Origin of the sequence: Papillibacter cinnamivorans DSM 12816 (assembly GCF_900176335.1) — a bacterium.
GTDB lineage: Bacteria > Bacillota > Clostridia > Oscillospirales > Oscillospiraceae > Papillibacter > Papillibacter cinnamivorans.
In genome coordinates this window covers 260,862-286,483 of sequence record NZ_FWXW01000004.1, presented here as the reverse complement: position 1 = coordinate 286,483, position 25,622 = coordinate 260,862, and the positions used below count along the sequence as shown (strand labels likewise).

The following is a 25,622-nucleotide window of genomic DNA, read 5'->3' as shown; positions in this document are numbered from 1 at the left end:
CTCACCATCTGTTCCCGATTCCACAAATAAAATTGAATGGTTGAAAAACAAATTTATTTCGTTTAGTATTACAATCAGCATTGTAATACTGATATCCCACTAAAAAGCAGGCATCTTTGCGAGGAAATTTTCCGCCCTTCAGCGGGATATCAGTATAAAAGAAACGGCAATTGTTTAAGGTGAAAGTATGACGAATTTAAAAATAGGAATCGATATCGGCTCCACCACCGTGAAGGTGGTGGTGCTGGACGGGGACGGAACGCTTCTGTTCCGCTCCTACGAGCGGCATTTTTCCAAGGTTCGGGAAAAAACCTGCGAGATCCTCCGGGGGATCCAGGAAATGCTTTCCGGGCGGCAGGTGCGCATGCTGATCACGGGTTCGGCCGGCCTGGGCGTGGCCAAGGCCAGCTCCCTTCCCTTCGTCCAGGAGGTGTACGCCACCGCCGCGGCCGTGCGGGAGTATATCCCGGACACGGACGCCGTGATCGAGCTGGGGGGCGAGGACGCCAAGATCATCTTCTTCAAGGGCAGCCTGGAGGAGAGGATGAACGGCTCCTGCGCAGGCGGCACCGGCGCCTTCATCGACCAGATGGCAACCCTCATGAACATCTCGGTGGAGGAGCTGGATGCGCTTTCTTTAAAGCACGAAAAGATCTATCCCATCGCCTCCCGCTGCGGCGTGTTCGCCAAATCGGACATCCAGCCCATCCTCAACCAGGGCGGGCGCAAGGAGGACGTGGCGGCCTCCATCTTCCAGGCGGTGGTGGACCAGACCATCTCGGGCCTGACCCAGGGCAGGGAGCTTTCCGGCAAAGTGGTCTTTCTGGGTGGGCCGCTGCATTTTCTCAAAGGGCTGCGGGAGCGCTTCACGGAGACCCTGCACCTGGACGAGGAGCACGCCATTTTCCCGGAGAACGGGGACTGCTTTGCCGCCATCGGCGCCGCCCTGTGCGCCGCCGACTATGAGCCCATGCCCTTTGAAACCATGTTCCGCAAGCTGGAGGAGGCGGTGGACAGCACCTCCATGGCGGACACTCTCCCGCCCCTTTTCAAAGACCGGGCGGAATACGACGCATTTCTCAAAAGGCACAACGCCAATGCTCCCGGGATGATAGATCCGGATACCTACGAGGGCGACGCGTATCTGGGCATCGACGCGGGGAGCACCACCACCAAGCTTACGCTCATCACGCCGGAAGGCGGGATCTTATACACCTATTACAGCTCCAACGCCGGAAATCCCGTCTCGGTGGTCAAAGGCCAGCTGGAGAAGATTCACGAGCTGTGCGGAGACCGGATCCATATCCGGGGCAGCGCCGTGACGGGCTACGGCGAGGATCTCATCAAAAGCGCATTCCGGGTAGACGCGGGCCTCGTGGAAACCATCGCCCATTACCGGGCGGCCCGGCACTTCAATCCCGACGTGGACTTCATCATCGACATCGGCGGCCAGGACATGAAATGTTTCAAGATCCGAAACGGCGCGGTGGACAGCATCATGCTCAACGAGGCATGCTCCTCGGGCTGCGGCTCCTTCATCGAGACCTTCGCCCGGGCCCTGGGCTACTCCATCGCGGATTTTGCAAAGCTGGGGCTCTTTGCCGAGCACCCGGTGAATCTGGGTTCCCGGTGCACCGTATTCATGAACTCTTCGGTGAAGCAGGCCCAGAAGGAAGGCGCCAGCGTCGAGGCAATCTCGGCAGGGCTTTCCATCAGCATCGTGAAAAACGCGGTCTATAAGGTCATCCGGGCCGCCAGCGCGGACGATCTGGGAAAACACATCGTAGTACAGGGCGGTACTTTCCTAAACGACGCGGTGCTTCGCAGCTTTGAGGTGGAGCTTGAGCGCAACGTCACCCGCCCCGTCATCGCGGGAATCATGGGAGCTTACGGCGCGGCTCTCTACGCCAAGGATCTGGGGCTTACTCAGACCTCCCTTCTGACGGCGGAAGAGCTGAAGGGCTTCACTCACACTGCAAAACCGGCCACCTGCGGCCTGTGCACCAACCACTGCAGCCTTACGGTGAACCAGTTTGACAACGGACGCCGGTTCATCTCGGGAAACCGCTGCCAGCGACCCCTGGGCAAGGCTGCTTCCACCATGCCCAATCTTCTGCGCTACAAATACGAAAAGCTCCGCTCGCTCACGGGCATTCCCGGCCCCCGGGGAAAAATCGGCATCCCCTTCGGCCTGAACATGTATGAAAACCTTCCCTTCTGGCACGCTCTTTTCACAAAGCTGGGATTTGAAGTGGTCCTGTCTCCCGAATCTTCCCGGAAGCTCTACATCAAGGGGCAGCACACCATCCCCTCGGACACGGTGTGTTATCCGGCCAAACTGATGCACGGGCACGTGGAGGCCCTTCTGGACATGGGAGCGGACACCATTTTCTACCCCTGCATGTCCTATAACTTCGACGAAAAAAGCGGCGACAACAATTACAACTGCCCCGTGGTGGCCTATTACCCGGAGCTCATCGGGGCAAACATCCCCAGGCTCAAGCAGATCCGGTACCTCAATCCCTATTTCGGTCTTCACCGGCCCCGGGACTTTAAGCTCCGGGCGGAAAAGTATTTCCTCCGAGAGTTTCAGATCCCCAAAGGGGAGACCCGGGCGGCGGTGGACGCGGCTTACGAGGCCTACGCCGCCTATAAGGAGGATATCCGTCTGGAGGGGGAAAAAATCATCCGCTTCGCCAGGGAAAACGGGAAACGGATTCTGGTCCTGGCCGGCAGGCCCTATCACATCGACCCAGAGATCAACCACGGGATCGACGAGCTTATCACCTCCTTTGATCTCGCCCTTATTTCCGAGGACGCCCTTTCCCACCTTGTCTCCAAAGAGAGCCGGAAGGTCTTAAACCAATGGACCTACCAGGCACGGATGTACTCCGCCGCCCGGTATGTCTGCACCCAGCCGGACATGCATCTGGTGCAGCTGGTCTCCTTCGGCTGCGGCATCGACGCCATCACCGGGGACGAGATGCGGGACATCCTGGAGCGCTGCGGGAAGCTGTACACCCAGCTGAAGATCGACGATATCAACAACTTAGGCGCGGTGCGGATCCGGATCCGGAGCCTGCTGGCCGCCATCGACGCCAGGGAAAAGGCAGCAACGAAGCCCAAGGAGGCAGCCAATGGCTAAACTGGTTTACGACGAAACGGGAAGGCTCCTGTTCACCAAAGAGATGAAACAGGAGTACACCCTTCTCATGCCCCAGATGCTGCCGGTGCATTTTTCCATGATGCAGCGGTGCATGCAGCTGGCCGGCTACAAGGTGGACATGCTCACCACCCATCACCGGGGGATCGTGGACGAGGGGCTCAAATACGTTCACAACGACACCTGCTACCCTGCCCTGCTGGTCATCGGACAGCTCATCGACGCGGTGAAGCACGGGGGTTACGACATGCACAAGGTGGGGCTTCTTATCACCCAGACCGGAGGAGGCTGCCGGGCGTCCAACTATATCCACCTTCTGCGCAAGGCCCTGAAAAAGGCGGGAATGGACTATATCCCCGTGGTTTCGGTGAACCTGTCTGGGCTGGAAAAAAACCCGGGGTTTTCCCTCACTCTCACCCTGATCCGCCAGATGATCTTCTCCATGATGTACGGAGACATCATCGTCCAGGTGGCAAACCAGTGCCGCCCCTACGAGAAGGAACCGGGAGCCACGGACGCAATGATCGAGAGGTGCATGGCGCGGCTTATCGACGGCTTCAAGGAGGGCAAGGGACTCAACTATCCCGGCATGGTGAAAAATTGCGACAAAATCGTCCGGGATTTTGCCTCCATTCCCCTGGAGGGTCCTTCCAAGCCCCGGGTGGGCATCGTGGGGGAGATCTACATCAAATTCGCCCCCCTGGGGAACAACAACCTGGAGGATTTCCTTCGCTCCGAGGGAGCGGAGCCTGTGGTCCCCGGCCTCACCGATTTCATCATCTTCAAGATCGACAACCGGGACGTGGATATCGATCTGTACGGCGGGAGTTTCCTTAAAAAAATCGTGGTGCGCATCTTCAAGCGCTATGTGGAAAAATGTCAGCGGGCCATGATCTCCTCCATCCGAAACAACTCCTCCTTCCGGGCGCCGGTTCCCTTTTCCCACCTGAAGGAGCTGATCCACGGCTATCTGGGAGAGGGCAACAAGATGGGAGAGGGATGGCTTCTCACGGCGGAAATGCTGGAGCTCATCGAAAGCGGCACGGGGAACATCGTCTGCACCCAACCCTTTGGCTGCCTTCCCAACCACGTGGTGGGCAAGGGCATGATCCGGCGGCTCAAGGACGACTTCCCTCATTCCAATATCGTGGCTATCGACTACGATCCGGGAGCCACCAAGATCAATCAGGAAAACCGCATCAAGCTGATGCTGGCCAACGCACGGAGAAGCACGGCCGCGGAAGGGCCCTCGGCGGGCAAACCGGGACCGGATACGGGCAAACCGGCCTCGGCGGAGGCGTAACCCGGGTGGATATCTCATGCAAAATCGTAAGCGCTCAGACGCCGGAGGATTTTCTCGCAATGAGCCGGATCTGCGCCCTGGGCTGGCGGGCGGCATACGCCGAGGCGGTTCCCCCCGATTTCTTCGAGCGGCTTACGGACGATTACTGGTTGGAATATTATACGCGGGGACATGCAGACGGCACTGTCCGGGGTCTGCTGCTGAAGGAAAACGGCGAGGCCCGGGGCTTCATCTGCTACGGTCCTGCCCGGGCCGGCGGCTACGGCGGCTGGGGCGAGATCATTTCCTTCTATGTCTTGCCGGACCGGTGCGGCCGAGGGTACGGCGCCCTTCTCATGGACGGGGCGCTCTCCGCCCTGAAGGGGCTGGGATATTCCCGGTGCTATGTGCTGGTGCTGCGGGAAAACGAAGGCGCCAGGCGTTTTTACGGTCGGGCGGGCTTCGCCTGGGACGGCAGTACGGTGGACATTCCCTTTTCCGACCGGGTATGCGTGGACCTGCGGTACGTCCGGGAGCTGGAATACGCAATTCACTGATACCGGACTATCCTTCGCCGGGCCGCATAGGAAAGCGGGGTCCTCCCGTATGGAACCCCGCCTTTTTCATACTTTCAGAACTTATAAAGGAGAATTCATATTGGAAGAGCGGAGAGAAAACAAAATGGGGGTCATGCCGATCCGGCGGCTTCTCATCAGCATGTCCCTTCCTCTCATGGCGTCCATGCTGATGCAGGCGCTTTACAACGTGGTGGACAGCATCTTTGTCTCCCGGATCAGCGACAACGCCTTCACCGCGCTCTCTCTGGCCCTGCCGGTGCAGATGTTCATGATCGCCTTCGCGGTGGGAACCGGCGTGGGCGTCAATTCTCTGCTGTCCCGCCGGCTGGGAGAGCACAGGTTTGACGACGCCAACCGGGCCGCTATGAACGGTATTTTCGTCTATATCCTCAGCGGTCTTCTATTTGCAGTCCTGGGCTTCTTCTTTGCCGGGCGCTTTTTTCACCTGTTTACGGAGGACCCGGAGATTATCCGTTACGGGACGGATTACCTCACCATCTGCACCGTGTTCTCCATGGGCATGTTCCTCCAGTTCGCCGCCGAGCGTCTCATGCAGTCCACAGGGAATACCTTTTACCAGATGATCGTACAGGCAACGGGTGCGGCCATCAACATCGTTCTGGATCCCATCTTCATCTTCGGATACTTTGGCGTGCCTGCCATGGGAGTGGCGGGTGCGGCCATCGCCACGGTGCTGGGACAGTCCATTGCCATGGTTCTGGGCATGATTCTGAATCTCAGGGTCAACCACGACATCCAGCTTTCCTTCCGGGGGTTTCGCCCGGACGGAAAAGTCATCCTGGAAATCTATCGGGTAGGTCTTCCTTCCATCATCATGCAGTCGCTGGTGAGCGTCATGATCACGGGACTGAACATGATTCTGGCGAACATCTCCTACACCATGGTTCTGGTCCTGGGCATCTATTACAAGCTTCAGAGCTTTGTCTACATGCCGGTTTTCGGCATCACCAACAGCACGATCCCCATCGTGGCGTACAACTACGGGGCCCGGAACCGGAAACGGATCGCGGACACCGTCCGTCAGTCGATCCTCCTGTCGTTTTTTATCATGCTGGCGGGGCTCGCGGTGATGCAGCTGTTCCCCCGGCAGCTTCTGCTGCTTTTCGACGCCTCGGAAGCCACCCTGACCGCGGGCGTGCCCGCTCTCCGGATGCTGAGCATCAGCTTCGTCATATCCAGCGTGATTTTCGTCTTTTCCTCCACCTTTCAGGCCCTTGGAAACGGCGTTCTGAGCATGAGTCTTTCCATCACGCGGCAGTTGATTCTGATTCTGCCCGGAGCTTTCCTTATTACCCGTTTCGGTCCTCCGGGTCTGGTCTGGGCCATTTTTCCCGTGGCGGACATTGTGACCACCGTTCTCTGCGCCCTGCTGTTCCGCCTGGTCTATCGGGAAAAAATCCTGCCGCTGGACGCTCCCGGGGAAACGGAGAATTCCCTTTCCCCCATTCCGCAGGCACAGGCCGAATCCAGATGATGTGCTCTTTCTTTTGAATAATAATTTTCTGAAACCGCTTTCCGGCCTGCATGTGAAGCCGTTTTTTTCCCAGCCGAAAGTATTTTCACGTTTTCCTTCCCTCGCGGACAAATTTCAGATATTTGTTGTTTATACATCAAAATGAATAATAATACATTTGCAAATTTGGGAATTCCTATTGAAAAAAACGAGAAATGTGCTATGATAAGCACATTGATAAACTGAATCGCCTTTCAGGATTCGTGTCCTATCTCCCGGAAATCTGGAAATGACGCATCCGATTTGTGTCGGGAGAATTTATCCCTTTAAAAGGCAGAAGTGACGGCAGTGAATAAAACCAGACTGAAAAAGATACTTAACGAATTGGCGGGACGGGGCCTTGAGCAAATGGTAATTACGGACCCTGCCGCTATTTTTTACCTCACGGGAAGCCGAATCGACTCCGGAGAACGGCTGCTTGCTCTATACATAAAAATAAGCGGCTGTTTTCTGATGATCAACCGGCTTTTCCCGGCTCCGGCGGATCCGGATATCCATGTCGTACCGTACGACGACACGCAGGACGCGGCAAAAATATTGGCAGGCCTCACAGATAACACCAGAGCGCTGGGCGTGGACCGGAATATGTGCTCCTGGGTGCTCCTTCGCCTCATGGAACTGGGAGCGGCATCGGGATATGTCAACGCCTCCGTCTGCGCGGACGCGGTGCGCCAGTGCAAGGATGAAGAGGAAGCCGGCCGGATGCGCAGGGCGTCACACCTCAACGACAGAGCCATGGAGGAAGCCGCGCGGGCTCTCCGGGCGGGGATCTCCGAAACGGAGCTTGCGGAAGAGACAGCGAGGATTTTTCGGCGGCTGGGAGCGGACGGCATTTCCTTCGAGCCCATCGTCGCCTTCGGCGCCAACGCGGCGGAGGGCCATCACGTGCCGGACGGCACCGTTCTTCGTCCCGGAGACTGCGCAATCCTGGACATCGGATGCATCAAAGACGGATACTGTTCCGACATGACACGGACCTTTTTCCTGGGAGAGGTATCAGACCGGCTGCGGGAAATTTATGCCCTGGTCAAGCGGGCCAACGAGGCGGCCAGGAGCGTCATCCGCCCGGGAGTTCCCATGAGCAGGATCGACGAAGAAGCCCGCCGAATCATCCGGGCGGCGGGGTACGGAGAGTATTTCAACCACCGCCTGGGACATTTTATCGGGATCGAGGTCCATGAGGCCGGCGACGTGTCTGCCGCAAACAACACCCCCGCCGCCTCGGGAATGACCTTTTCCATCGAGCCCGGCATCTATCTGCCCGGTATCGGGGGCGTGCGCATCGAGGACCTGGTGCTGGTCACGGAAACGGGCTGTGAAACCCTCAACGCCTTTTCCAGGGAGATCACCGTCCTGTAATGCGGGCCGGCTGAACAATTTCAATTCCGCAGGGATTGCATAAACGGCTAAAACGTGCTTTTAGTCACAACAAGCAAAGTGCTTGCCGTTTATGGCAGGCGCTTTTTTCATATAAAAAATAAAGTGAGGGAGATAACGATGAAGAAAAATTACAGGTTCCTTGCTCTTGCACTGTCTCTGGTTCTGTGTATCGGGTTGCTGGCTGGCTGCTCCGGCGGCTCCGCTTCCACTACCGCCACACCGGCTCCCACCGAGGCCACCCTGGCGGATACGCTGATCTTCGCCCAGGGCGCCGATCCCAGAGGCTTGGATCCCGCCATGGTGGATGACGGCGAATCCTCCAAAGTCATCGTCAACATCTATGAAGGCCTTCTCAAGTACGCGAAAGACTCCACCGCGCTGGAGCCGTGTCTGGCCGAGTCCTGGGACGTCAGCGACGACGGGCTGGTTTACACCTTCCATCTGCGTCAGGGCGTCAAGTTCCATGACGGCACCGACTTCAACGCCGAGGCCGTGAAGGTCAACGTAGAGCGCCAGATGCAGGGCAACGCCACCACGGATATGACTTACGCCGACTTTGTCTACGGCTATGTCACCAAGGTGGATGTCATCGACGACTACACCGTCGCCATCACCCTGAAGGATGTCTGCACCCCCTTCCTGTACAACCTCGCCATGAGCATGGCGGCTCCCATGGTCAGCCCCAAGGCTCTTGAGGAATACAACGGCAACCTCAACGAGAACCCCGTGGGCACCGGCCCCTACAAGTTCGTCCGCTGGGACAAGGAGCAGGATATCGTTCTTGTCCGCAACGACGACTACTGGGGAGACAAAGCGGTCACCGAAAACGTAATCTTCCGGATCATCAAGGATAACTCCGCCCGTGTGGTCGCCCTCAACAACGGCGAAGTGGATATGATCGACGGCATCGATGCAACCGTCGTGGATGAGATCACGGCTGCCGGCAACATCGTGGATCAGCCGGACGGCATGAACATCAACTACATGGCATACAACACCACCTCCGACATCTTCAAGGATGCCGCAACCCGCAAGGCATTCTCCCAGGCCGTGAACGTTCCCGAACTGGTGCAGAGCCTCTATCAGGGTTACGCCTCTCCCGCCGACACCATTCTTCCCAGCTTTGTCCCCGGCTTCTCCGCGGACATCAAGCAGGTCTCCTATGATCCTGACGCCGCCAAGACGGCCCTCGCGGCTGCCGGCGTCACCAAGGTGCATATGATCTCCTATTCCAACCCCCGCCCCTATAACACCGCTACCGGGCAGGTCCTTGCCGAGGCCATTCAGGGCTATCTCGCCAAGGTGGGCGTCGACTGCACCATCGACGTGTTCGACTGGACCACTTACAAGGAAAAGGTCAAGGCCGGCGATTACGACATCTGCTTCTACGGCTGGACCGGCGACAACGGCGATCCGGACAACTTCATGTCTTTGCTGTCCGACAAGGATCCCGCCATGAACGTGGCCCGCTATGACAACGCCGCATACAACGATCTCATTGCCCAGGGCAAGGCCGCTCCCGAAGGCGCGGACCGCGACGCCATCTACAAGCAGCTGGAGCAGATCCAGGTGGACGAGAACCCGTGGCTGCTGATTTCCCACTCCAAACTGCTCTCCGCATACAGCCCCAAGGTTCAGGGTTACTATTACCATGTGACGGGCAATATCTTCCTGTCTCAGATGTCCAAGACCAACTAAACACTTATCCGGCTGTCCGTCTGACCGGAATCCGCCCAAAACGGGCGGATTCCGGACCGGGCGCCGGATTGTAACGGCGAGGCAGTGCCTTGCATGCGGCGGGTTTCCGGCGTATGCAAGGCATGCTTCGGGTTTTCCGGGTTCTTTTTCCGGGCGCGCTTTTTCCAGAGCTTTCCGCCGTCTTCCTCAAGGAGGAAGCGGTTTATCCACTGATTTCCGTCAGGCAAACGGCAGGCCGACGGTTTTCCCCGGCAAATCCAGACTGCGGTCCGATACCTTAGGAAAGGTTTGTTGCCCATGCTCAAATTCATCATCAAGCGGCTTCTCCTGCTGATCCCGGTTCTCATCGGGGTCTCCATCATTGTGTTCGTCATCATGCGGGTGTTTTCGCCCGACCCTGCGCCCATCGTCCTTGGGCAGCACGCCACCGTTGCGGCCACGGAGGCCTGGCGCGAGGCGAACGGCCTGAACGCTCCTTTACACATACAATATCTGAATTTCATCAAGGGCGTCTTTACCGGAGATTTCGGCACCTCCTATTACACAAAAACGCCGGTTATCCGTGAAATCATGGCCCGGTTTCCGGCCACTATCGAGCTTGCCGTCTCTTCCATCATTTTCGCCTCCATACTGGGAATTGTCATAGGGACTGTTTCGGCGGTGAAGAAAAATACCGTGGTGGACAGCGCGGGAATGGTCACAGCGCTGCTGGGCGTATCCATGCCCATCTTCTGGCTGGGCATTCTGCTCATCATCCTTTTTGCGGGCGTTCTTCACATTCTCCCCTCGGGGGGCAGGATCGATCCTCTGCTGCGGCCCGACACGGTAACCGGCTTTTATCTCATCGACAGCCTGGTGGCCGGAAACATGAAGGCCTTTGTGGATGCGCTGCGGCACCTGATTCTCCCCACCGTCGCCCTGGGTATGTATTCCATGGCCATCATCGCCCGCATGACCCGCTCCACCATGCTGGACACTCTGGGGCAGGATTATATCCGGACGGCCAGAGCCAAGGGAATCACGGAGGGCAAGGTCATCCGGAAGCACGCGCTGCGAAACGCCCTCATCCCCATCGTCACGGTAATCGGCCTGCAGCTGGGCTCCCTTCTGGGAGGAGCGGTTCTCACGGAGACGGTCTTTTCCTGGCCCGGGATCGGTTCCTATACGGTGAACTGTATCCTGAAGTCCGACTTTCCGGTGGTCCAGGGGGTCGTGATGCTGGTAGCCATCACCTTCGTCATCATCAATTTGGTAGTGGACATCATCTACGCTTTTCTCGATCCCCGGATCAAGTACACCAGAGAGGAGGCCTGAAGCGTGGAAGACAAGCCGTTTGACACTTCCGCGGCAGCCGCCGCCGAACCTCTGGAAAAGCCGGAATCCCAGATACGGGAAATGTGGGACGCTCTTAAGTCCAACAAAGGCGCCCTGGTGGGACTGGGCATCATCCTGTTTTTGATTTTCGTCGCCGTTTTCGGCCACTGGCTCATGCCGTACGATCCGAATCTGTCCGATATGGGCGCCAGTTTTCTTCCTCCGGGACCCGAGCACTGGTTCGGGACCGATCAGCTGGGAAGGGACATCTTTTCCCGTATCATCTACGGTACGCACATATCTCTCACGGTAGGGCTTTCCGCCGTAGCCATTTCCCTTACGGCGGGAATTATCCTGGGCGCTGTCGCCGGCTACCGGGGCGGCAAAACCGACACCGTTATCATGCGCTTTATGGATATGATGCTGGCCATTCCCTCCATTCTGCTGGCGATCGCCTTCATGGCCGCCCTGGGCAAGGGCCTTGACAAGGCGGTCATCGCCATCGGCCTGGTCTCCATACCGGAATACGCCCGGATCGTGCGGGGCTGTATCCTCTCGGTGAAGGAGAACGACTATGTCCAGGCCGCCCGGGTGGTGGGCAACCGGGACGGGCGCATCATCTTCAAGCATATCATGCCGAACATCCTGTCCTCCATTGTGGTCCGGGCCACCCTGGGCATCTCCACGGCAGTGCTGGACACCTCGGCCCTGGGTTTTCTGGGTCTGGGCGTTCAGCCGCCCTACGCGGAATGGGGAGATATGCTGGGCAGGGCAAGGGGCTTTATCTTTTCCGCCCCCTACACCCTGATTTTCCCCGGCATCGCCATTACAATCACGGTGCTGGCATTCAATCTGCTGGGCGACGGTCTGCGCGACGCGCTGGACCCCAAGTCCAGGCAACTATAGAGGCAGGTACAAGGCTATGCTGCTGGAAGTAAAACATCTGACAACTGAATTCCATCTGAAAAAAGGCGTTGTCAACGCGGTGGACGACGTGAGCTTTTCCGTGGACAAGGGAGAAATCCTCGCCATCGTGGGAGAATCCGGCTCCGGGAAAAGCGTCACCTCGCTGTCCATTATGGGGCTTATTTCCCCGCCCGGACGGATCGCGAAAGGCGAAATCCTCTTCAAGGGGAACGATCTCACCCGCCTTCCCCTTCACGAACTGCAGAAGATCCGGGGAGATCAGATCTCCATGATTTTTCAGGAGCCCATGACGTCTCTAAACCCGGTGCAGCGGATCCGGGATCAGATTATGGAGAGCATCATGACCCATATGAAGCTTACCAAGGAGGAAGCTCTCCGCAGAACCGTGGAAATGTTGGACCTGGTTGGGATCCCTTCGCCGGAGGCCCGGGCAAACGACTATCCCCATCAGATGAGCGGCGGCATGCGCCAGCGGGTCATGATCGCAATGGCCCTCTCCTGCCGCCCGGAGCTTCTCATCGCGGACGAACCCACCACCGCCCTGGACGTGACCATCCAGGCTCAGATCCTGGAGCTTCTTTACAGCCTCCGGGAAAAACTGAACATGGCCGTTCTTCTCATCACTCACGACCTGGGAGTGGTGGCCGAAGCAGCAGACAGGGTCGTCGTCATGTACTGCGGAAAGATCCTGGAGGAGGCGGACGTGAAGACCCTGTTCACTTCCCCGATGCATCCCTATACCGTGGGGCTGCTGGAATCCATCCCCCGGCTGGACGACGAGCGGGAGAGGCTTTCCATGATCCGGGGCATGGTGCCCAATCCTCTGCATATGCCCCCGGGCTGCGCTTTTTCCGACCGGTGCGACAGGTGCATGGAAAAATGCAGAAAACATATGCCCGCCCTGGTTCCGGTAAACGGCTCCAAGGTCCGGTGCTTTTTGTACAGCGAAGAAGTGGAGGAAGACCGCCATGAATGAACCGCTGGTACAAATCAAAAATCTGAAAAAATACTTTACCGTGAGGACCGACTTTTTCGGCCGGCCGACGTCGGTCCTCAAAGCGGTGGACGACGTCTCTTTTGAAATCCGGCGGGGCGAGGCCTTCGGCCTCGTAGGAGAGTCCGGCTGTGGGAAAACCACCATCGGAAAAATGCTGGTGAACCTCTACAGGCCCACTTCCGGCACCATTCTCTTCGACGGACGCGACCTCACCGCCATGGACGAGGAGGAGCGCAGAAAGTGCTGCCGGGATATCCAGCTCATCTTTCAGGACCCCTATGCCTCCCTCAATCCCCGGATGACCATCGGGGACATCATTGCCGAACCCATCCGGATCAACCATCTGCTTCCCTCCTCCGAAGTGGAGGGAAGGGTAAATTATCTTTTGGGCTGCGTAGGTCTGGCTAACCACCTCCGGAACCGGTATCCCCACGAGTTTTCCGGCGGACAGCGCCAGCGGGTCGGGATCGCCCGGGCCCTGGCGGTACAGCCGAAGCTCATCGTCTGCGACGAACCGGTGTCCGCCCTGGATGTGTCCATCCAGGCCCAGGTGCTGAACCTTCTCCACGACCTGAAGGACGAGTTCGGTCTGACCTATCTCTTCATCGCTCACGGGCTCAACGTGGTCAAGCATATCAGCGACCGGGTGGGCGTCATGTACCTGGGAAAACTCATGGAGATCGCCTCCAAACGGGAGTTGTACGAAAAGCCCCTCAACCCCTATACCCAGGCTTTGCTCTCGGCCATTCCCGTCACCGACGTCACCCGAAAAAAGGAACGGATCATCCTCAAGGGGGATGTGCCAAGTCCCATCGATCCGGGTGAGGGATGCCGCTTCGCCTCCCGCTGCTTCAAGGTCTTTGAGGGCTGCGACCGAATCTGTCCCCCGCTCCGGGATGTGGGGAACGGACACCTGGTGGCCTGCCGGCTGTACGACACACTCGTCGGCAGCGCCGATTCCGACAGTGTTTCCCAGTGAACTCAGATAACAAGCCGTCTTGTCCCGGATCCCGAAACCGATCCGGGACAAGACTTTCTTCGGGCACCTCCCGGGAAAGAGCGGCTTTTCTATTGACAACGAAAAGGCGCAACGGTATTATAATACACGCTTTCTTCCGGGGCATTTGAAATATATACTTGAATCGTTTCGGGGCAGCCGACATACAGGAGGTAACGCCATGTCCAACGTACACAGGAGCTTAAATGAGCTTATCGGCAACACTCCCCTTCTGGAGCTCGTCAATTTTGAAAAAAAATACGATCTCAAGGCGACGGTCATGGCAAAGCTGGAATCCTTCAATCCGGCGGGCAGCAGCAAGGACCGCATCGCAATGTCCATGATTGAAGACGCGGAAGCAAAAGGAATTCTTAAGCCCGGCTCGGTTATAGTGGAGCCCACCAGCGGCAATACCGGAATCGGGCTTGCCGCGGTTGCGGCGGCCCGGGGATACCGGGTGATTCTCACCATGCCCGAAACCATGAGCGTGGAACGCCGAAACCTCTTAAAGGCGTATGGGGCGGAACTGGTGCTTACCGACGGCGCCCAGGGCATGTCCGGCGCCATCGCCAGGGCCGAGGAGCTGGCAGGAGAAATTCCTGGCGCCTATATCCCCGGCCAGTTTACGAATCCGGCCAATTCCAAAGCCCACCGGGAAACCACCGGTCCCGAAATCTGGCGGGATACGGACGGAAAGGTGGACATACTGGTTGCCGGCGTGGGTACCGGAGGAACGATTACCGGAACCGGAGAATACCTCAAATCCAAAAATCCCGGGCTTCAGGTTGTGGCGGTGGAGCCGGAGGATTCGCCGGTTCTGTCGGAAGGGCGTTCCGGCCCTCATGAGATCCAGGGCATCGGCGCGGGCTTTGTGCCTCGGGTGCTCAACACCCATATCTATGACGAAGTCATCCGGGTAAAAGCCGAGGACGCATACCGCACGGGACGCGAGCTTTCCAGGGCCGAGGGCCTGCTGGTGGGCGTCTCCTCCGGTGCCGCGGCCTGGGCGGCGTCCCAGCTGGCAATGCGCCCGGAGAATGCGGGCAAGACCATCGTCGTCATCTTTCCGGATACCGGAGAGAGATATCTGTCCACTCCCATGTTTTCCGAATAAAGCCCGCCGAAAACTCCGCCTGGGCTTTCGGCGCCGTATCCCCGCCGGAGGGAGCGGAATGTCCGCCCGGATATCGGGCGGTATGTTTTCTTCGTTGACAAACCTTCCGGATTATCCTAAGATAATGAGGACAATCCCACCGCGCACGAAGGAAATTGAAGGCAATACCCGGAAGCATGCCGGGTTTTTTTGCGGGGGAAGAATTTATAACGCGCGAAGGGAGGGATCGTCTTGAGCGATTTGGAACCGATCATCAGGATTGAGGGGCTCGGCAAGAGCTTTCCCACCTCCGGCGGCGTAGTGAAGGTGCTGGACGACATCAGCCTGGAAATCCGCCGCGGTGAAATCTTCGGGATCATCGGAATGAGCGGTGCCGGAAAGAGCACGCTGGTAAGGTGCATCAATTTTCTGGAGCAGCCCACGACCGGCGCCATCTATTTCGACGGCCGTGATCTTTCCAGGCTCTCTCTCCCGGAGCTTTACCGGGTGCGGCGGTCCATGGGAATGATTTTTCAGCAGTTCAACCTCCTGATGCAGAGAAATGCCCTGCAAAACGTCTGCTTTCCCCTGGAAATCGCGGGAGTCAAAAAAGCGGAGGCAGCGGAAAAGGCAAAAAAGCTCCTGGATCTGGTGGGGCTTCCCGACAAGGCTAAGGCCTATCCCTCGCAGCTGTCGGGCGGGCAGAGGCAGCGGGTGGCCATCGCCCGGGCCCTGGCCACGGACCCGCAGGTCCTTCTCTGCGACGAGGCCACCAGCGCCCTGGACCCCTCCACCACCCGGGGTGTTCTGGAGCTCCTCCGGGATATCAACCGGCGCCTGGGGGTAACCATCGTGGTCATCACCCATGAGATGGGGGTCATCGAGGGGATCTGCAGGCGGGTCGCGATTATCGATGAGCATCGGATCGCCGAAATCGGTAACGTGGACGAGGTGTTCCTCCGGCCGAAATCGGCGGCGGCAAAGCGCATGTTTTACCCGGACGGCATGCAGACCGATTCCTTCAAGGGGAACCGGCGCTGCCGCATCGTGTTCGACGGCAATTCCTCCTTCCAGCCGGTCATTGCCGACATGGTACTTAAATTTCACCGGACGGTGAATATTATTTTCGCAGACACCAAGGACATCGACGGGCGCGCCTTCGGACAGATCGTCATCCAGCTTCCCGAAACGGACGACGTGGCGGATAAGATGCTGGAATACCTGCGGTCCCAGGGACTCACAGCGGAGGAGGTGCGGGAGCATGTTCAGTGAGGTCGTCGTAAAAATGATCGCCCAGGGCGTTGTAGACACCCTCTATATGACGCTGGTCTCCTCCGCGCTGGCCTATGTGATCGGGCTGCCCCTGGGCATCGCCCTGGTGATCACCGATAAAAACGGGCTGGGCCCCCAGCCGGTTGTCAATCAGATTCTGGGCGTCATCATCAATCTCCTCCGCTCGGTTCCCTTTCTGATCCTGCTCATCACCCTTATCCCGGTCACCCGGGCGATCGTGGGCACTTCTCTGGGACCCACGGCGACCATCGTTCCCCTGGTCATCGCCTCCGCCCCCTTTGTCGCAAGGCTGGTGGAAAGCTCCATCAAGGAGGTCGACAAGGGCGTTATCGAGGCGGCTCAGTCCATGGGGGCGTCCCCTTTCCAGATCGTCTGGAAGGTGATGCTGCCGGAGGCCCGGCCCTCTCTCCTGGTGGGAGCCGCCATCGCGGTCACCACCATTCTCAGCTACTCCGCCCTGGCGGGGATCGTGGGAGGCGGCGGTCTGGGCGACATCGCCATCCGTTACGGGTATTACCGGTATCAGACAAACATCATGCTGGTCACCGTGGCGCTTCTTGTAATCATTGTTCAGATTCTGCAGGAGATCGGCATGCGTCTGGCAAAAATCGGAGATAAGCGAATCTAAACCAAATCTGGTCGGAAATATCAATTCGTATAAACAGGAGGAAGAGAAATGAAAAGAATCGCGGCTGTCCTTATTGCATCCCTGCTGGCGGCAAGCACTCTGGCAGGCTGCTCCGGTTCTACCGGCGCAACGGCGACACCCACCGCAGCCCCCTCTCCCACGGCAACCGAAGCACTCAATAAAATCGTTGTGGGAGCAAGTCCCACGCCTCACGCGGAGATCCTGGCGGTTGCCAAAGAGGTCCTGGCCAAGGAAGGGTATGATCTGGAAATCGTGGAGTTCACCGATTACGTGCAGCCCAACCTGGCTCTGGCAAGCGGCGATCTGGACGCCAACTACTTCCAGCATCAGCCCTATCTGGACGACTTCAATGCCGAAAACAAGACCGACTTGGTCTCCATCGGCGCAATCCACTATGAACCGCTGGGCATCTATCCCGGCAAAACCACCTCGCTGGACGCTCTGAAAGACGGAGCCAAGGTGGCCGTTCCCAACGACACCACCAACGAAGCCCGCGCCCTTCTGCTGCTGGAAGCCCAGGGTCTCATCAAGCTGAAGGCAGACGCAGGACTGAAGGCCACCAAGAACGACATTGCAGAAAATCCCAAAAACCTTGACATCATCGAAATCGAAGCCGCTCAACTGGCGCGGTCTTTGCCCGACGTGGATATCGCCGTCATCAACGGCAACTACGCCATCCAGGCGGGCCTGAACGCCGCCACCGACGCTCTGGCGAAAGAGGAAAAGGACTCCCTGGCCGCCACCACCTTCGCCAACATCATCGCCGTCCGTGCCGGTGACGAGAACCGGGAGGATCTCCAGGCCCTGGTTAAGGCTCTGCAGAGCGACGAAGTCCGTCAGTACATCGAGGATACCTATCAGGGAGCAGTGGTTCCCACTTTCTAAAACTGATTCATTTAATAAAACCGGGCACTCCCCTCAGGGAGTGCCCGGTTTTATTGCCGGAAAACGACGGATATGCGATTGATTTCCCGCCGCGTTTCTAATATAATAGCGCTGGATTCCAATATGCGGAATCCAACGCTAAATACCGAGGCCTTCACCTCATTGGATGAAAGGAGCGGAGGCATGAAAAAAATCATTAAAATCATACTGATTGCACTGGCTGTGATTGCGCTGGTTTTTGCGGGAGGGATGGCATATCTGACCCGGGGGCTGGATTCCGGGAGCAAACTTCTCCTTTCGGGCGTCGATCCATCCTCGGTCCGGGACGGAACCTATGCCGGGACCTATGAGGCGGGCCGGTGGACCAACGAGGTCGCCGTCACGGTGAAGGATGGGGCTATTACCGAAATCCGTATTGTCAATGACGTCGTTTTCCCGTTGGACGACGTGACGGACGAACTGCTGTCCAGAGTCATCACCGCCCAGGATACCCGGGTGGACGCCGTTTCCGGCGCCACCGTCACCTGCAAGGCCTATCTCAAATCCATTGAAAACGCCCTGACCCGCTGACGACGAAGGAGGTAAAGGATGAGCACGCTGATCGCCTATGCCACAAAGCACGGATTTACCAAACAATGCGCCGAACGGCTGGCATCAAAGCTGGAGGGAAAAACCGATCTCTGCGATCTGAGCGTCAGATGCCCGGATCCCGCGTCCTACGACAAGGTGATCGTGGGAGCCTCCGTCTATGCCGGCAAGCTCCGCTCCCCCGCCGCTAAGTTCTGCCGCGAGTATCTGGAAACACTCAAAGGGAAAAAGCTGGGGCTTTTTATCTGCGGGATGGGCGAGGGGGAGTACGCGGAAAAGCAGATCGCCTCTTCCTATCCCAAGGATCTGCTGTCCGCGGCCGTCGTAAAGGACTGCCTGGGGGGCGAGTTTAACTTCGATAAAATGAATTTTCTGGAGCGTTCCATCATCCGGAAGATTTCCGGTTCATCCCAGAATACAATCAATCTCCGGGAGGAGGCCGTTTCCCGCTTTGCCGACGCAATGAACCGGGCATAATCCAGTTTGGCATGCAACAGCAGACACTGTAATAAAAAGGAGATGCAGAAAATGAAAGTATCCTTTCGTATGCGTTTTCTTATTCTGGCGCTCGTATTTCCAATGCTACTGTCAATTTCCGCTCCCCATGCGGCCGCTTTCGGCGACTCGTATCTCACCGTGAGCGCCGGGTCTTCGGTCTCCTATGCCATCCGGGAGGACGGCTCTCTCTGGAGCTGGGGAAACCAGGTGTACGGTATGCTGGGGGACGGAGTGGAAACCTATACGGCGCAGCCGGCGCCCCAAAAAGTGCTGGACGGCGTGGTGAGCGTGTCTGTTTCCGATACCCATGTCCTGGCCGTCACCTACGACGGAAAGCTCTACGGCTGGGGCCTTGCCGGATGGGGCCAGCTGGGTCCCGATAAGGATCAATACGGATCCTATATCAGCTCCTCCACACCCCGTTTGATCCTCACCGGTGTGAAGGCCGCTTCCGCGGGAAACCGCTTTTCCATGGTGGTGAAGACAGACGGCTCCTTGTGGACCATGGGAGAAAACATCACGGGTGAACTGGGAATCGGGAAAATGGATACCGACGTCCACGCCGAGCCCGTGAAGATCATGGAAAACGTGGTCTCGGTCTCCGCTTCCAGCGTAGGGTACGCCAGCGCCTATGCCGTCCAGGCGGACGGAACTCTCTGGGCCTGGGGGGACAACTCTTACGGCCATCTGGGGGACGGGACAGAGACCAGCCGCTATTCCCCGGTGAAGGTGCTGGACAACGTGGCCTCAGTTTCCACCGGCGTACAGTATTTCGCCATGGCGGTAAAGAAGGACGGCACGCTCTGGGGATGGGGAACCAACCTATATAATGTGCTTACCTCGGGCGCCGCGGCAACCCAGAAAACGCCCTATAAAATTATGAGCGGGGTCGCCTCGGTCTCCGTGGGCGAGGAGCACGCGATGGTACTGAAAACCGACGGGACTTTGTGGGCCCTGGGCTGCGAACTCAACGGCAGACTGGGTAACGGCGTAATGAAAAACGACTCTCCCAGCCAGGCGGTGAAGGTCGCAGACAACGTTGCCTCGGTGGCCGCGGGGCGGCGGCACACCCTGATGGTGAAGAAGGACGGCAGCCTCTGGGCCTGCGGGCAAAACGACAGCGGCCAGCTGGGCAATTCGAATTACAGCCAGGATCTGTCCGTCTTCCAGAAGATCGGCACGGGATTTAAAATACCCGTCGGAACTGCCATAACGGCCACTCCCAACCGCTCCTCCGTCCTGGTGGACGGGACCGTCACGGCTTTCGACGCCTATACCATCAACGGCTACAACTACTTCAAGCTGCGGGATCTGGCCTATATCCTGAACGGGACTCAGAAGCAGTTTTCCGTAGGCTGGGACGGAACAAACATGGCCATCAGCATCGCAACCTCCCAGCCGTATACCCCTGTGGGCGGGGAAATGGCGGTCTCCGGCAGCACGCAGGCAAAGGCCGCCACGCCTTCGGCTTCCTCGGTCTACATCGACGGAAAGCAGATCCAGTTTTCAGCCTACACCATCGGCGGAAACAATTACTTCAAGCTGAGGGACGTGGCCGCCTGCATCGATTTCGGCGTCAGCTGGGATTCTGCGACCAGCAGCATCAAGATCGAAACCACCACAGGCTACAATCCATAAAATCCAAAGCCGCCGCCCGGAAGGGCGGCGGCTGAGACTGTCGAAAAAGTGCCAAAGGCACTTTTTCGAGTGGGATGCGGCTTGCTGCGCGCACGAATCGTCCGCCAAGGGCGAACCATTCGTACACTTACAAGCCGAGAAGTGTTTTTCCCGACGCTCAGGTCGCCGGGAAAAACGATATAATTTTATTCGCGCCGTACGCGGCGCGAACTCTGCGAGGCTTTTTCGACAGACTGAGCCGCCACCCGGAAGGGCGGCGGCTCAATTATTCAGCCGGCTGCCCGGCATTACGTGTAATTAGTTCTCTCCGACGTTTTCAGCTTTTTCGACTGGCTCCAATCCCGATATCAGATCCCGGACCACCCGGGATGCCAGAAGAAAGCCCGCCACCGGGGGGACGAAGGAGACGCTGCCCGGCACCTGCCGCCGTCGAGAATGGTTTCCGGCCGTTTCCGGGCCGGGGCAGCCGTCCTCCTCCCCGGTCTCCAGGGGCTTTATGGGCTCCTCTCTGGAATAGACCACCTTCAAAGCGTCCACGCCCCGGGCCCGGAGCTCTTTGCGCATCACCTTGGCCAGAGGGCACACGGAGGTCTCATAGATATCCGCCACCTCGAGCCGCGCGGGGTCCAGCTTGTTTCCCGTCCCCATACAGCTGATGATGGGAACCCCGGCGGCCATCGCCCTCTCCACCAGGAGAAGCTTGGAGGACACCGTGTCCACGGCGTCGACGATATAGTCGTATTTATCCAGGGGATAGTCGCCGGCGTTTTGGGCCGAGTAAAAGCAGTCCCAGGCGGTTACGGCGCAAAGGGGATTGATGTCCAGAATCCTGTCCTTCATCACCTCCGTCTTCTTTCTGCCCACCGTACTGTGGGTGGCCGGTAGCTGGCGGTTTATATTGCTCGGGCAGATACTGTCGTCGTCGAAAAGGGCAATGGCGCCCACGCCGCTTCTGGCCAGGGCCTCCGCCGTCCAGGAGCCGACTCCCCCCAGGCCGAAAACGGCGACGGAGGAGGACTTCAGCTTCTCCACCGCCTCTTTCCCCAGGATCCGCTCCGTTCTTGAAAATTCGCTCTGCATCCCATTTCCCTTTCCATCAGCGGTTTTTCTTTCGATACTCTTCTGAATTCTATAGTAGGTTCGCTCCGCCCTTCTGTCAAGCTCCGGTGCGGGGATTCCGGGCGGAACCTACGCCGTGCATTTCCCGAGGTTGACAAAACCGTTTTTTATCCCTATCATTTTCTATGGAGCGTCCGTCTGTTCCGGCGGGAAATAGGTTTTCCCCGCCGCCTTTTATCCCGGGCCCTTCGGGAGTGTGTTTATCATGTATTCTTTTGCCACCGCCGTCAACCGAAAAAATACCGATTCCATCAAATACGACTTTGCCGGCCGGATGGGATACCCCGCGGATATTCTCCCCCTCTGGGTGGCGGACATGGATTTCCCTTCGCCGCCGGAGGTGCTGGGGGCGCTGGAGACGAGGGTCCGGCACGGGATCTTCGGATACAGCGACGATGCCGGGCCGGAGTATTTCGGGGCTCTTTCCGCCTGGTACCGGGAGCGCTTCGGCTGGGAGCTCTCCCCGGAATGGCTCGTCAAGACACCCGGCGTGGTTTTCGCCGTGAGCGCCGCCATACGGGCGCTGACACGGGAGGGAGCGAGCGTTCTGATCCAACCGCCGGTCTATTACCCCTTCGCACGCCTTATATCGGAAAACGGACGGAAGCCGGCCGTAAATCCGCTGGTTTACAAAGATGGACGCTACTCCATTGACTTTTCCGATTTTGAGGAAAAAATTCGGCAGAACCGGGTAAAGCTCTTTATCCTGTGTAGCCCTCACAACCCGGTGGGGCGCGTGTGGCGGCAGGAGGAGCTCGCCGCCATGGGGGAGATCTGCCTTAAGTATAACGTTCCGGTGGTATCCGACGAAATCCACGCCGATTTCGTCTCCCCCGGCCGCCGGCATCGCGTGTTCGCTTCCCTCCGTCCGGAATTCTCGGACCTCACCGTCACCTGTACCGCTCCCACCAAGACCTTCAACCTTGCCGGGCTCCAGATCTCCAATATACTCATTTCCAACGGGGAGCTCCGTGACCGCTTCCGGCATGAGGTGGAACGCACAGGCTGCGGTCTGCCCAATGCCATGGGTCTTGTCGCATGCCGGGCGGCCTATGCCCACGGGGGACCCTGGCTGGAGGAGCTGAAGGCGTATCTGCTTTCCAACCTTTCCTTTGTCCGGCAGTTTCTTTCAGAGCGCCTGCCCCGGGTCCGGCTGGTGGAACCGGAGGGCACCTACCTCATTTGGCTCGACTGCCGGGAACTGGGCCTTTCGGACTGTGAGCTGAAGGAACGGATCCTTTATAAAGCAGGGTTGTGGCTGGACGACGGGCCTATGTTCGGCCCGGGAGGCGCGGGATTTCAGCGAATGAACATCGCCTGCCCCAGAGCCGTTCTGAAAGAGGCGATGGAGCGTCTGGCCGGCGCTTTTTCCGGCCTTCCGGAATCATGAAAGGAGATTTTGGCTATGGGGATCAACCGGGACAGACTCATCCGGGATTTTTCGGAGATGGTGGCCACCTACAGTCCCTCTTACGGCGAGCGAACGCTGGGGGACCGGATCAAGAATTCTCTGGCCTGTCTGGGATTTTCCGTCTCGGAGGACGGCGCCGGGAGCATTCTGGGCGGTAACTGCGGAAATATCCGCGGCTTTCTTGAGGGAAATCTTCCCTTGGAGCCCCTCCTCTTTTGCGCCCATCTGGACACGGTGGAGACCTCCTCCGGCAAGCGGGCGGTGCTGGGAGAGGACGGCTTTATCCGAAGCGGCGGGGACACCATACTGGGCTCCGACGATCTTTCGGGGGTCGCGGCCATTCTGGAAGCGCTCCGGGTCATCCGGGAGGAAAAACTTCCCCACCGGCCCATCGAGGTGCTTTTTTCCGTCGCGGAGGAAGCTTACTGCCGGGGGATCCAGGCTTTCGACGCTTCCGTGCTCCGGTCCAAAGAGGCCTATGTCCTGGACCTGTCCGGCCCCGTGGGCACGGCCGCCCTTCGGGCTCCCTCCATTATTTCCTACGAGGCGGAGGTGCTGGGGAAATCCTCCCACGCGGGCTTTGCCCCGGAGGACGGGATACATGCCGTGGCCGCAGCGGCGAAGGCCGTCGCCGCTCTTCCCATCGGCCGCCCGGATGAAGAATCCACGCTGAACGCGGGGTTCATTTCCGGAGGAGGCGCCACCAATATCGTACCCGACCGATGTATCGTCCGGGGGGAGGTCCGGAGCTATTCCCATGAGAAAGCCCTGGAATGGATCCGCGCGGTGGGCAAACGCTTTGAAGAAGCCGCGGCGGAGTACGGCGCCGGGATCCGCTTCAAACACGAGGTGGTAAGCGAGGCCTACCAGACGCCCCCGGACAGTCCGGTGGTGCGGCGGTTTGAAGAGGCCGCCCGGAGCCTCGGGCTGCCGCTGTCTCTCATCAGCACCTTTGGCGGCAGCGACAACAACACCCTGGCTAAAAAGGGGATTTCCGGCATCGTCCCGGCCTGCGCCATGAACGAGGTCCACAGCCTGTCTGAATATACCACCGTGGAAGAACTGGCCCGGGCAGCCCTGCTGACCCTCACTCTGATGACAAGCACGCAGTGAAACCCCTTTTTCTTCGGCCGAAACCGCCTGCCTGGGCGCTTCACGGCCGGCCCTGCAAAAAATTGTATTGCAGATTTGAGCCAAATGTGGTATAGTACACAAATATAATAGAAGAAAAGGTATGCAAAACAAAGGCGTTGTAAAGGGATTTACAGCGCCTTTTTTCATTTTTCAGGTGATATGTATGGCAATTATGGTGAAAAAATTGTATAAAAACGGAAGTTTTCTCTACAAGATGGAGCTGCTTGCCGGAAAAGGCGGCCTTTCCAACCTGGTCAAATGGGTTCACATCATCGAAGACGAGACCGTCGTATCCTTCCTGCACGGCGGCGAACTGGTCTTCACCGCCGGAATCCTGAACCGCCGGGAGGATTGGATGCTGCGCTTTGCTCAGCGGCTGCACCGGGCGGGGGCCAGCGCCATGGTGGTAAACCTCGGGCCGCATACCCGGGAAATTCCCGGGGCTGTTATACAGTACTGCGACGAGATCGACATGCCGCTTTTCACCATCCCCTGGGAAACAAAAATGGTGGACATGACAAGGGACTTCTGCCACCGTATTATGCGCAACGAGCAGATGGAAAACAACATCGTCTCCGCGCTGAAGGACATCCTGTTTTCCCCGGGCCATGCGGAATCCCGCATCGCCGAGCTCAGGCAGTATGGCTATCAGGCGGAAAGCCGGTTCTGTTTTATCAGCCTTTGCATCTCCTGCATCGAGCCCGGCACGGAGGAAAAAGGAAGCCTCATCACGGCCATTGCGGAAAAAACGGCAAAGGACATCCGGGAACCGTTTATCACCTTTCCCTATCAGGAAAACCGCATTTTTGTGCTGATCGATTACGAGGAGGAGGAGATGGACAGCTTCCTCACACGGTTTTCGGAGGAAGTGAAACGGCAGGCTCCCGCGCTCCAGCTCCACATGGGGGTAAGCTCCAACCAGACCGGGATCCACGAGCAGAGCGCCAATTTTGAAAAGGCCGTTTCCGCCATGGAAATGGCAAAAAAGCGAAACGAAAAGATCGCCTACTACGACAGGCTGGGCGTTTACAAAATGCTCTATGCTCTCAACGACAAATCCATCCTCCGGGACTACTACCGCGATGTCATGGGAAAACTGGAGCAGTACGACAGGGACAACAACACGAAGCTGATGCAGACGCTCCGGATCTATCTGGAGAACAACGGGAGCCTTCTTCTGGTATCCGAAAAGCAGTATACCCACCGCAACACCGTCACGAACCAGCTGAAAAAAATCGAAACCATTACGGGTCTGAATCCCTTTGAGCTGGAGGACAAGGTAAAGTTTTACCTGAGTCTTTACATCAAAGACATCCTGTAATTGCAATTTTGTTTTCCGAATTGTGCGTAAGCACAGGCAATTCTGTCATTTTGACCCTTGATTTTGCAAGTTACTTCGATCTATAATTCATTTAAAGCATAGCGAGATAAAACGCAGCAATGG

The 25,622-nt window shown here is 57.9% G+C and carries 21 protein-coding genes; 20 read left to right on the top strand and 1 reads right to left on the bottom strand.

The window, feature by feature from the left end; translation table 11 throughout:
- Nucleotides 1-187 precede the first annotated feature (187 nt).
- The 17 genes from B9A13_RS08220 to B9A13_RS08135 all read left to right on the top strand — a co-directional run bounded on the left by B9A13_RS08220 (nucleotide 188) and on the right by B9A13_RS08135 (nucleotide 20,514).
- Entirely contained in the window at nucleotides 188-3,145 is a 2,958-nt protein-coding gene (locus B9A13_RS08220; protein ID WP_084234658.1) for an acyl-CoA dehydratase activase, read from the top strand.
- Nucleotides 3,138-4,466 (top strand): 2-hydroxyacyl-CoA dehydratase, encoded by a 1,329-nt coding sequence (locus tag B9A13_RS08215; RefSeq protein ID WP_084234657.1) that lies wholly within the window; start codon nucleotides 3,138-3,140, stop codon nucleotides 4,464-4,466. Before B9A13_RS08220 ends, B9A13_RS08215 begins: the two co-directional genes overlap by 8 nt.
- A gap of 5 nt (nucleotides 4,467-4,471) precedes the next feature.
- Nucleotides 4,472-5,002 carry a GNAT family N-acetyltransferase gene (locus B9A13_RS08210; protein ID WP_242942822.1) on the top strand — a complete coding sequence of 177 codons (531 nt, stop codon included), beginning with the start codon at nucleotides 4,472-4,474 and terminating at the stop codon, nucleotides 5,000-5,002.
- A gap of 100 nt (nucleotides 5,003-5,102) precedes the next feature.
- Nucleotides 5,103-6,518, top strand: a complete 1,416-nt coding sequence (locus tag B9A13_RS08205; protein ID WP_341456023.1) for an MATE family efflux transporter — start codon at nucleotides 5,103-5,105, stop codon at nucleotides 6,516-6,518.
- 327 nt (nucleotides 6,519-6,845) lie between these two features.
- Nucleotides 6,846-7,916 carry a M24 family metallopeptidase gene (locus B9A13_RS08200; protein ID WP_084234656.1) on the top strand — a complete coding sequence of 357 codons (1,071 nt, stop codon included), beginning with the start codon at nucleotides 6,846-6,848 and terminating at the stop codon, nucleotides 7,914-7,916.
- A gap of 138 nt (nucleotides 7,917-8,054) precedes the next feature.
- The gene (locus B9A13_RS08195) at nucleotides 8,055-9,635 is read left to right on the top strand and encodes an ABC transporter substrate-binding protein (protein ID WP_084234655.1); all 1,581 of its coding nucleotides are present in this window, start codon (nucleotides 8,055-8,057) and stop codon (nucleotides 9,633-9,635) included.
- Nucleotides 9,636-9,932: 297 nt separating this feature from the next.
- Entirely contained in the window at nucleotides 9,933-10,949 is a 1,017-nt protein-coding gene (locus tag B9A13_RS08185) for an ABC transporter permease (protein WP_084234653.1), read from the top strand.
- 3 nt (nucleotides 10,950-10,952) lie between these two features.
- Nucleotides 10,953-11,855 carry an ABC transporter permease gene (locus B9A13_RS08180; RefSeq protein ID WP_278309012.1) on the top strand — a complete coding sequence of 301 codons (903 nt, stop codon included), beginning with the start codon at nucleotides 10,953-10,955 and terminating at the stop codon, nucleotides 11,853-11,855.
- A gap of 16 nt (nucleotides 11,856-11,871) precedes the next feature.
- Entirely contained in the window at nucleotides 11,872-12,852 is a 981-nt protein-coding gene (locus B9A13_RS08175; RefSeq protein ID WP_084234652.1) for an ABC transporter ATP-binding protein, read from the top strand.
- Entirely contained in the window at nucleotides 12,845-13,852 is a 1,008-nt protein-coding gene (locus B9A13_RS08170) for an ABC transporter ATP-binding protein (protein ID WP_084234651.1), read from the top strand. The genes B9A13_RS08175 and B9A13_RS08170 overlap by 8 nt, the downstream gene beginning before the upstream one ends.
- 199 nt (nucleotides 13,853-14,051) lie before the next feature.
- Nucleotides 14,052-14,984, top strand: a complete 933-nt coding sequence (cysK, locus tag B9A13_RS08165) for a cysteine synthase A (RefSeq protein ID WP_084234650.1) — start codon at nucleotides 14,052-14,054, stop codon at nucleotides 14,982-14,984.
- A 231-nt stretch (nucleotides 14,985-15,215) separates the two neighbouring features.
- A complete protein-coding gene (locus tag B9A13_RS08160) occupies nucleotides 15,216-16,235 on the top strand; it encodes a methionine ABC transporter ATP-binding protein (RefSeq protein ID WP_143806917.1) in 1,020 nt (339 codons plus the stop codon).
- Nucleotides 16,225-16,884, top strand: coding sequence for a methionine ABC transporter permease (locus B9A13_RS08155; RefSeq protein WP_084234649.1), 660 nt, complete (start codon nucleotides 16,225-16,227; stop codon nucleotides 16,882-16,884). The genes B9A13_RS08160 and B9A13_RS08155 overlap by 11 nt, the downstream gene beginning before the upstream one ends.
- Before the next feature lie 48 nt (nucleotides 16,885-16,932).
- Nucleotides 16,933-17,790 (top strand): MetQ/NlpA family ABC transporter substrate-binding protein, encoded by an 858-nt coding sequence (locus B9A13_RS08150; RefSeq protein ID WP_084234648.1) that lies wholly within the window; start codon nucleotides 16,933-16,935, stop codon nucleotides 17,788-17,790.
- Between the two features lie 183 nt (nucleotides 17,791-17,973).
- Nucleotides 17,974-18,360: an FMN-binding protein gene (locus tag B9A13_RS08145; protein ID WP_159448071.1), complete on the top strand. Its 387-nt coding sequence runs from the start codon at nucleotides 17,974-17,976 to the stop codon at nucleotides 18,358-18,360.
- Between the two features lie 18 nt (nucleotides 18,361-18,378).
- A complete protein-coding gene (locus tag B9A13_RS08140; RefSeq protein WP_084234646.1) occupies nucleotides 18,379-18,855 on the top strand; it encodes a flavodoxin domain-containing protein in 477 nt (158 codons plus the stop codon).
- Between the two features lie 51 nt (nucleotides 18,856-18,906).
- The gene (locus tag B9A13_RS08135) at nucleotides 18,907-20,514 is read left to right on the top strand and encodes an RCC1 domain-containing protein (protein ID WP_159448070.1); all 1,608 of its coding nucleotides are present in this window, start codon (nucleotides 18,907-18,909) and stop codon (nucleotides 20,512-20,514) included.
- A 297-nt stretch (nucleotides 20,515-20,811) separates the two neighbouring features.
- On the opposite strand, the gene B9A13_RS08130 is transcribed toward B9A13_RS08135, so the two are convergent.
- Nucleotides 20,812-21,594 (bottom strand): tRNA threonylcarbamoyladenosine dehydratase, encoded by a 783-nt coding sequence (locus B9A13_RS08130; protein WP_084234644.1) that lies wholly within the window; start codon nucleotides 21,592-21,594, stop codon nucleotides 20,812-20,814.
- Nucleotides 21,595-21,835: 241 nt separating this feature from the next.
- Between B9A13_RS08130 and B9A13_RS08125 the strand changes: the two genes are divergently transcribed.
- The 3 genes from B9A13_RS08125 to B9A13_RS08115 all read left to right on the top strand — a co-directional run bounded on the left by B9A13_RS08125 (nucleotide 21,836) and on the right by B9A13_RS08115 (nucleotide 25,499).
- The gene (locus B9A13_RS08125; RefSeq protein WP_423241266.1) at nucleotides 21,836-23,023 is read left to right on the top strand and encodes a MalY/PatB family protein; all 1,188 of its coding nucleotides are present in this window, start codon (nucleotides 21,836-21,838) and stop codon (nucleotides 23,021-23,023) included.
- 15 nt (nucleotides 23,024-23,038) lie between these two features.
- On the top strand, nucleotides 23,039-24,157 hold the full coding sequence (locus B9A13_RS08120) for a M20/M25/M40 family metallo-hydrolase (RefSeq protein WP_084234642.1): 1,119 nt from the start codon (nucleotides 23,039-23,041) through the stop codon (nucleotides 24,155-24,157).
- 184 nt (nucleotides 24,158-24,341) lie between these two features.
- On the top strand, nucleotides 24,342-25,499 hold the full coding sequence (locus tag B9A13_RS08115; RefSeq protein ID WP_084234719.1) for a PucR family transcriptional regulator: 1,158 nt from the start codon (nucleotides 24,342-24,344) through the stop codon (nucleotides 25,497-25,499).
- The last annotated feature ends 123 nt before the right edge of the window (nucleotides 25,500-25,622 follow it).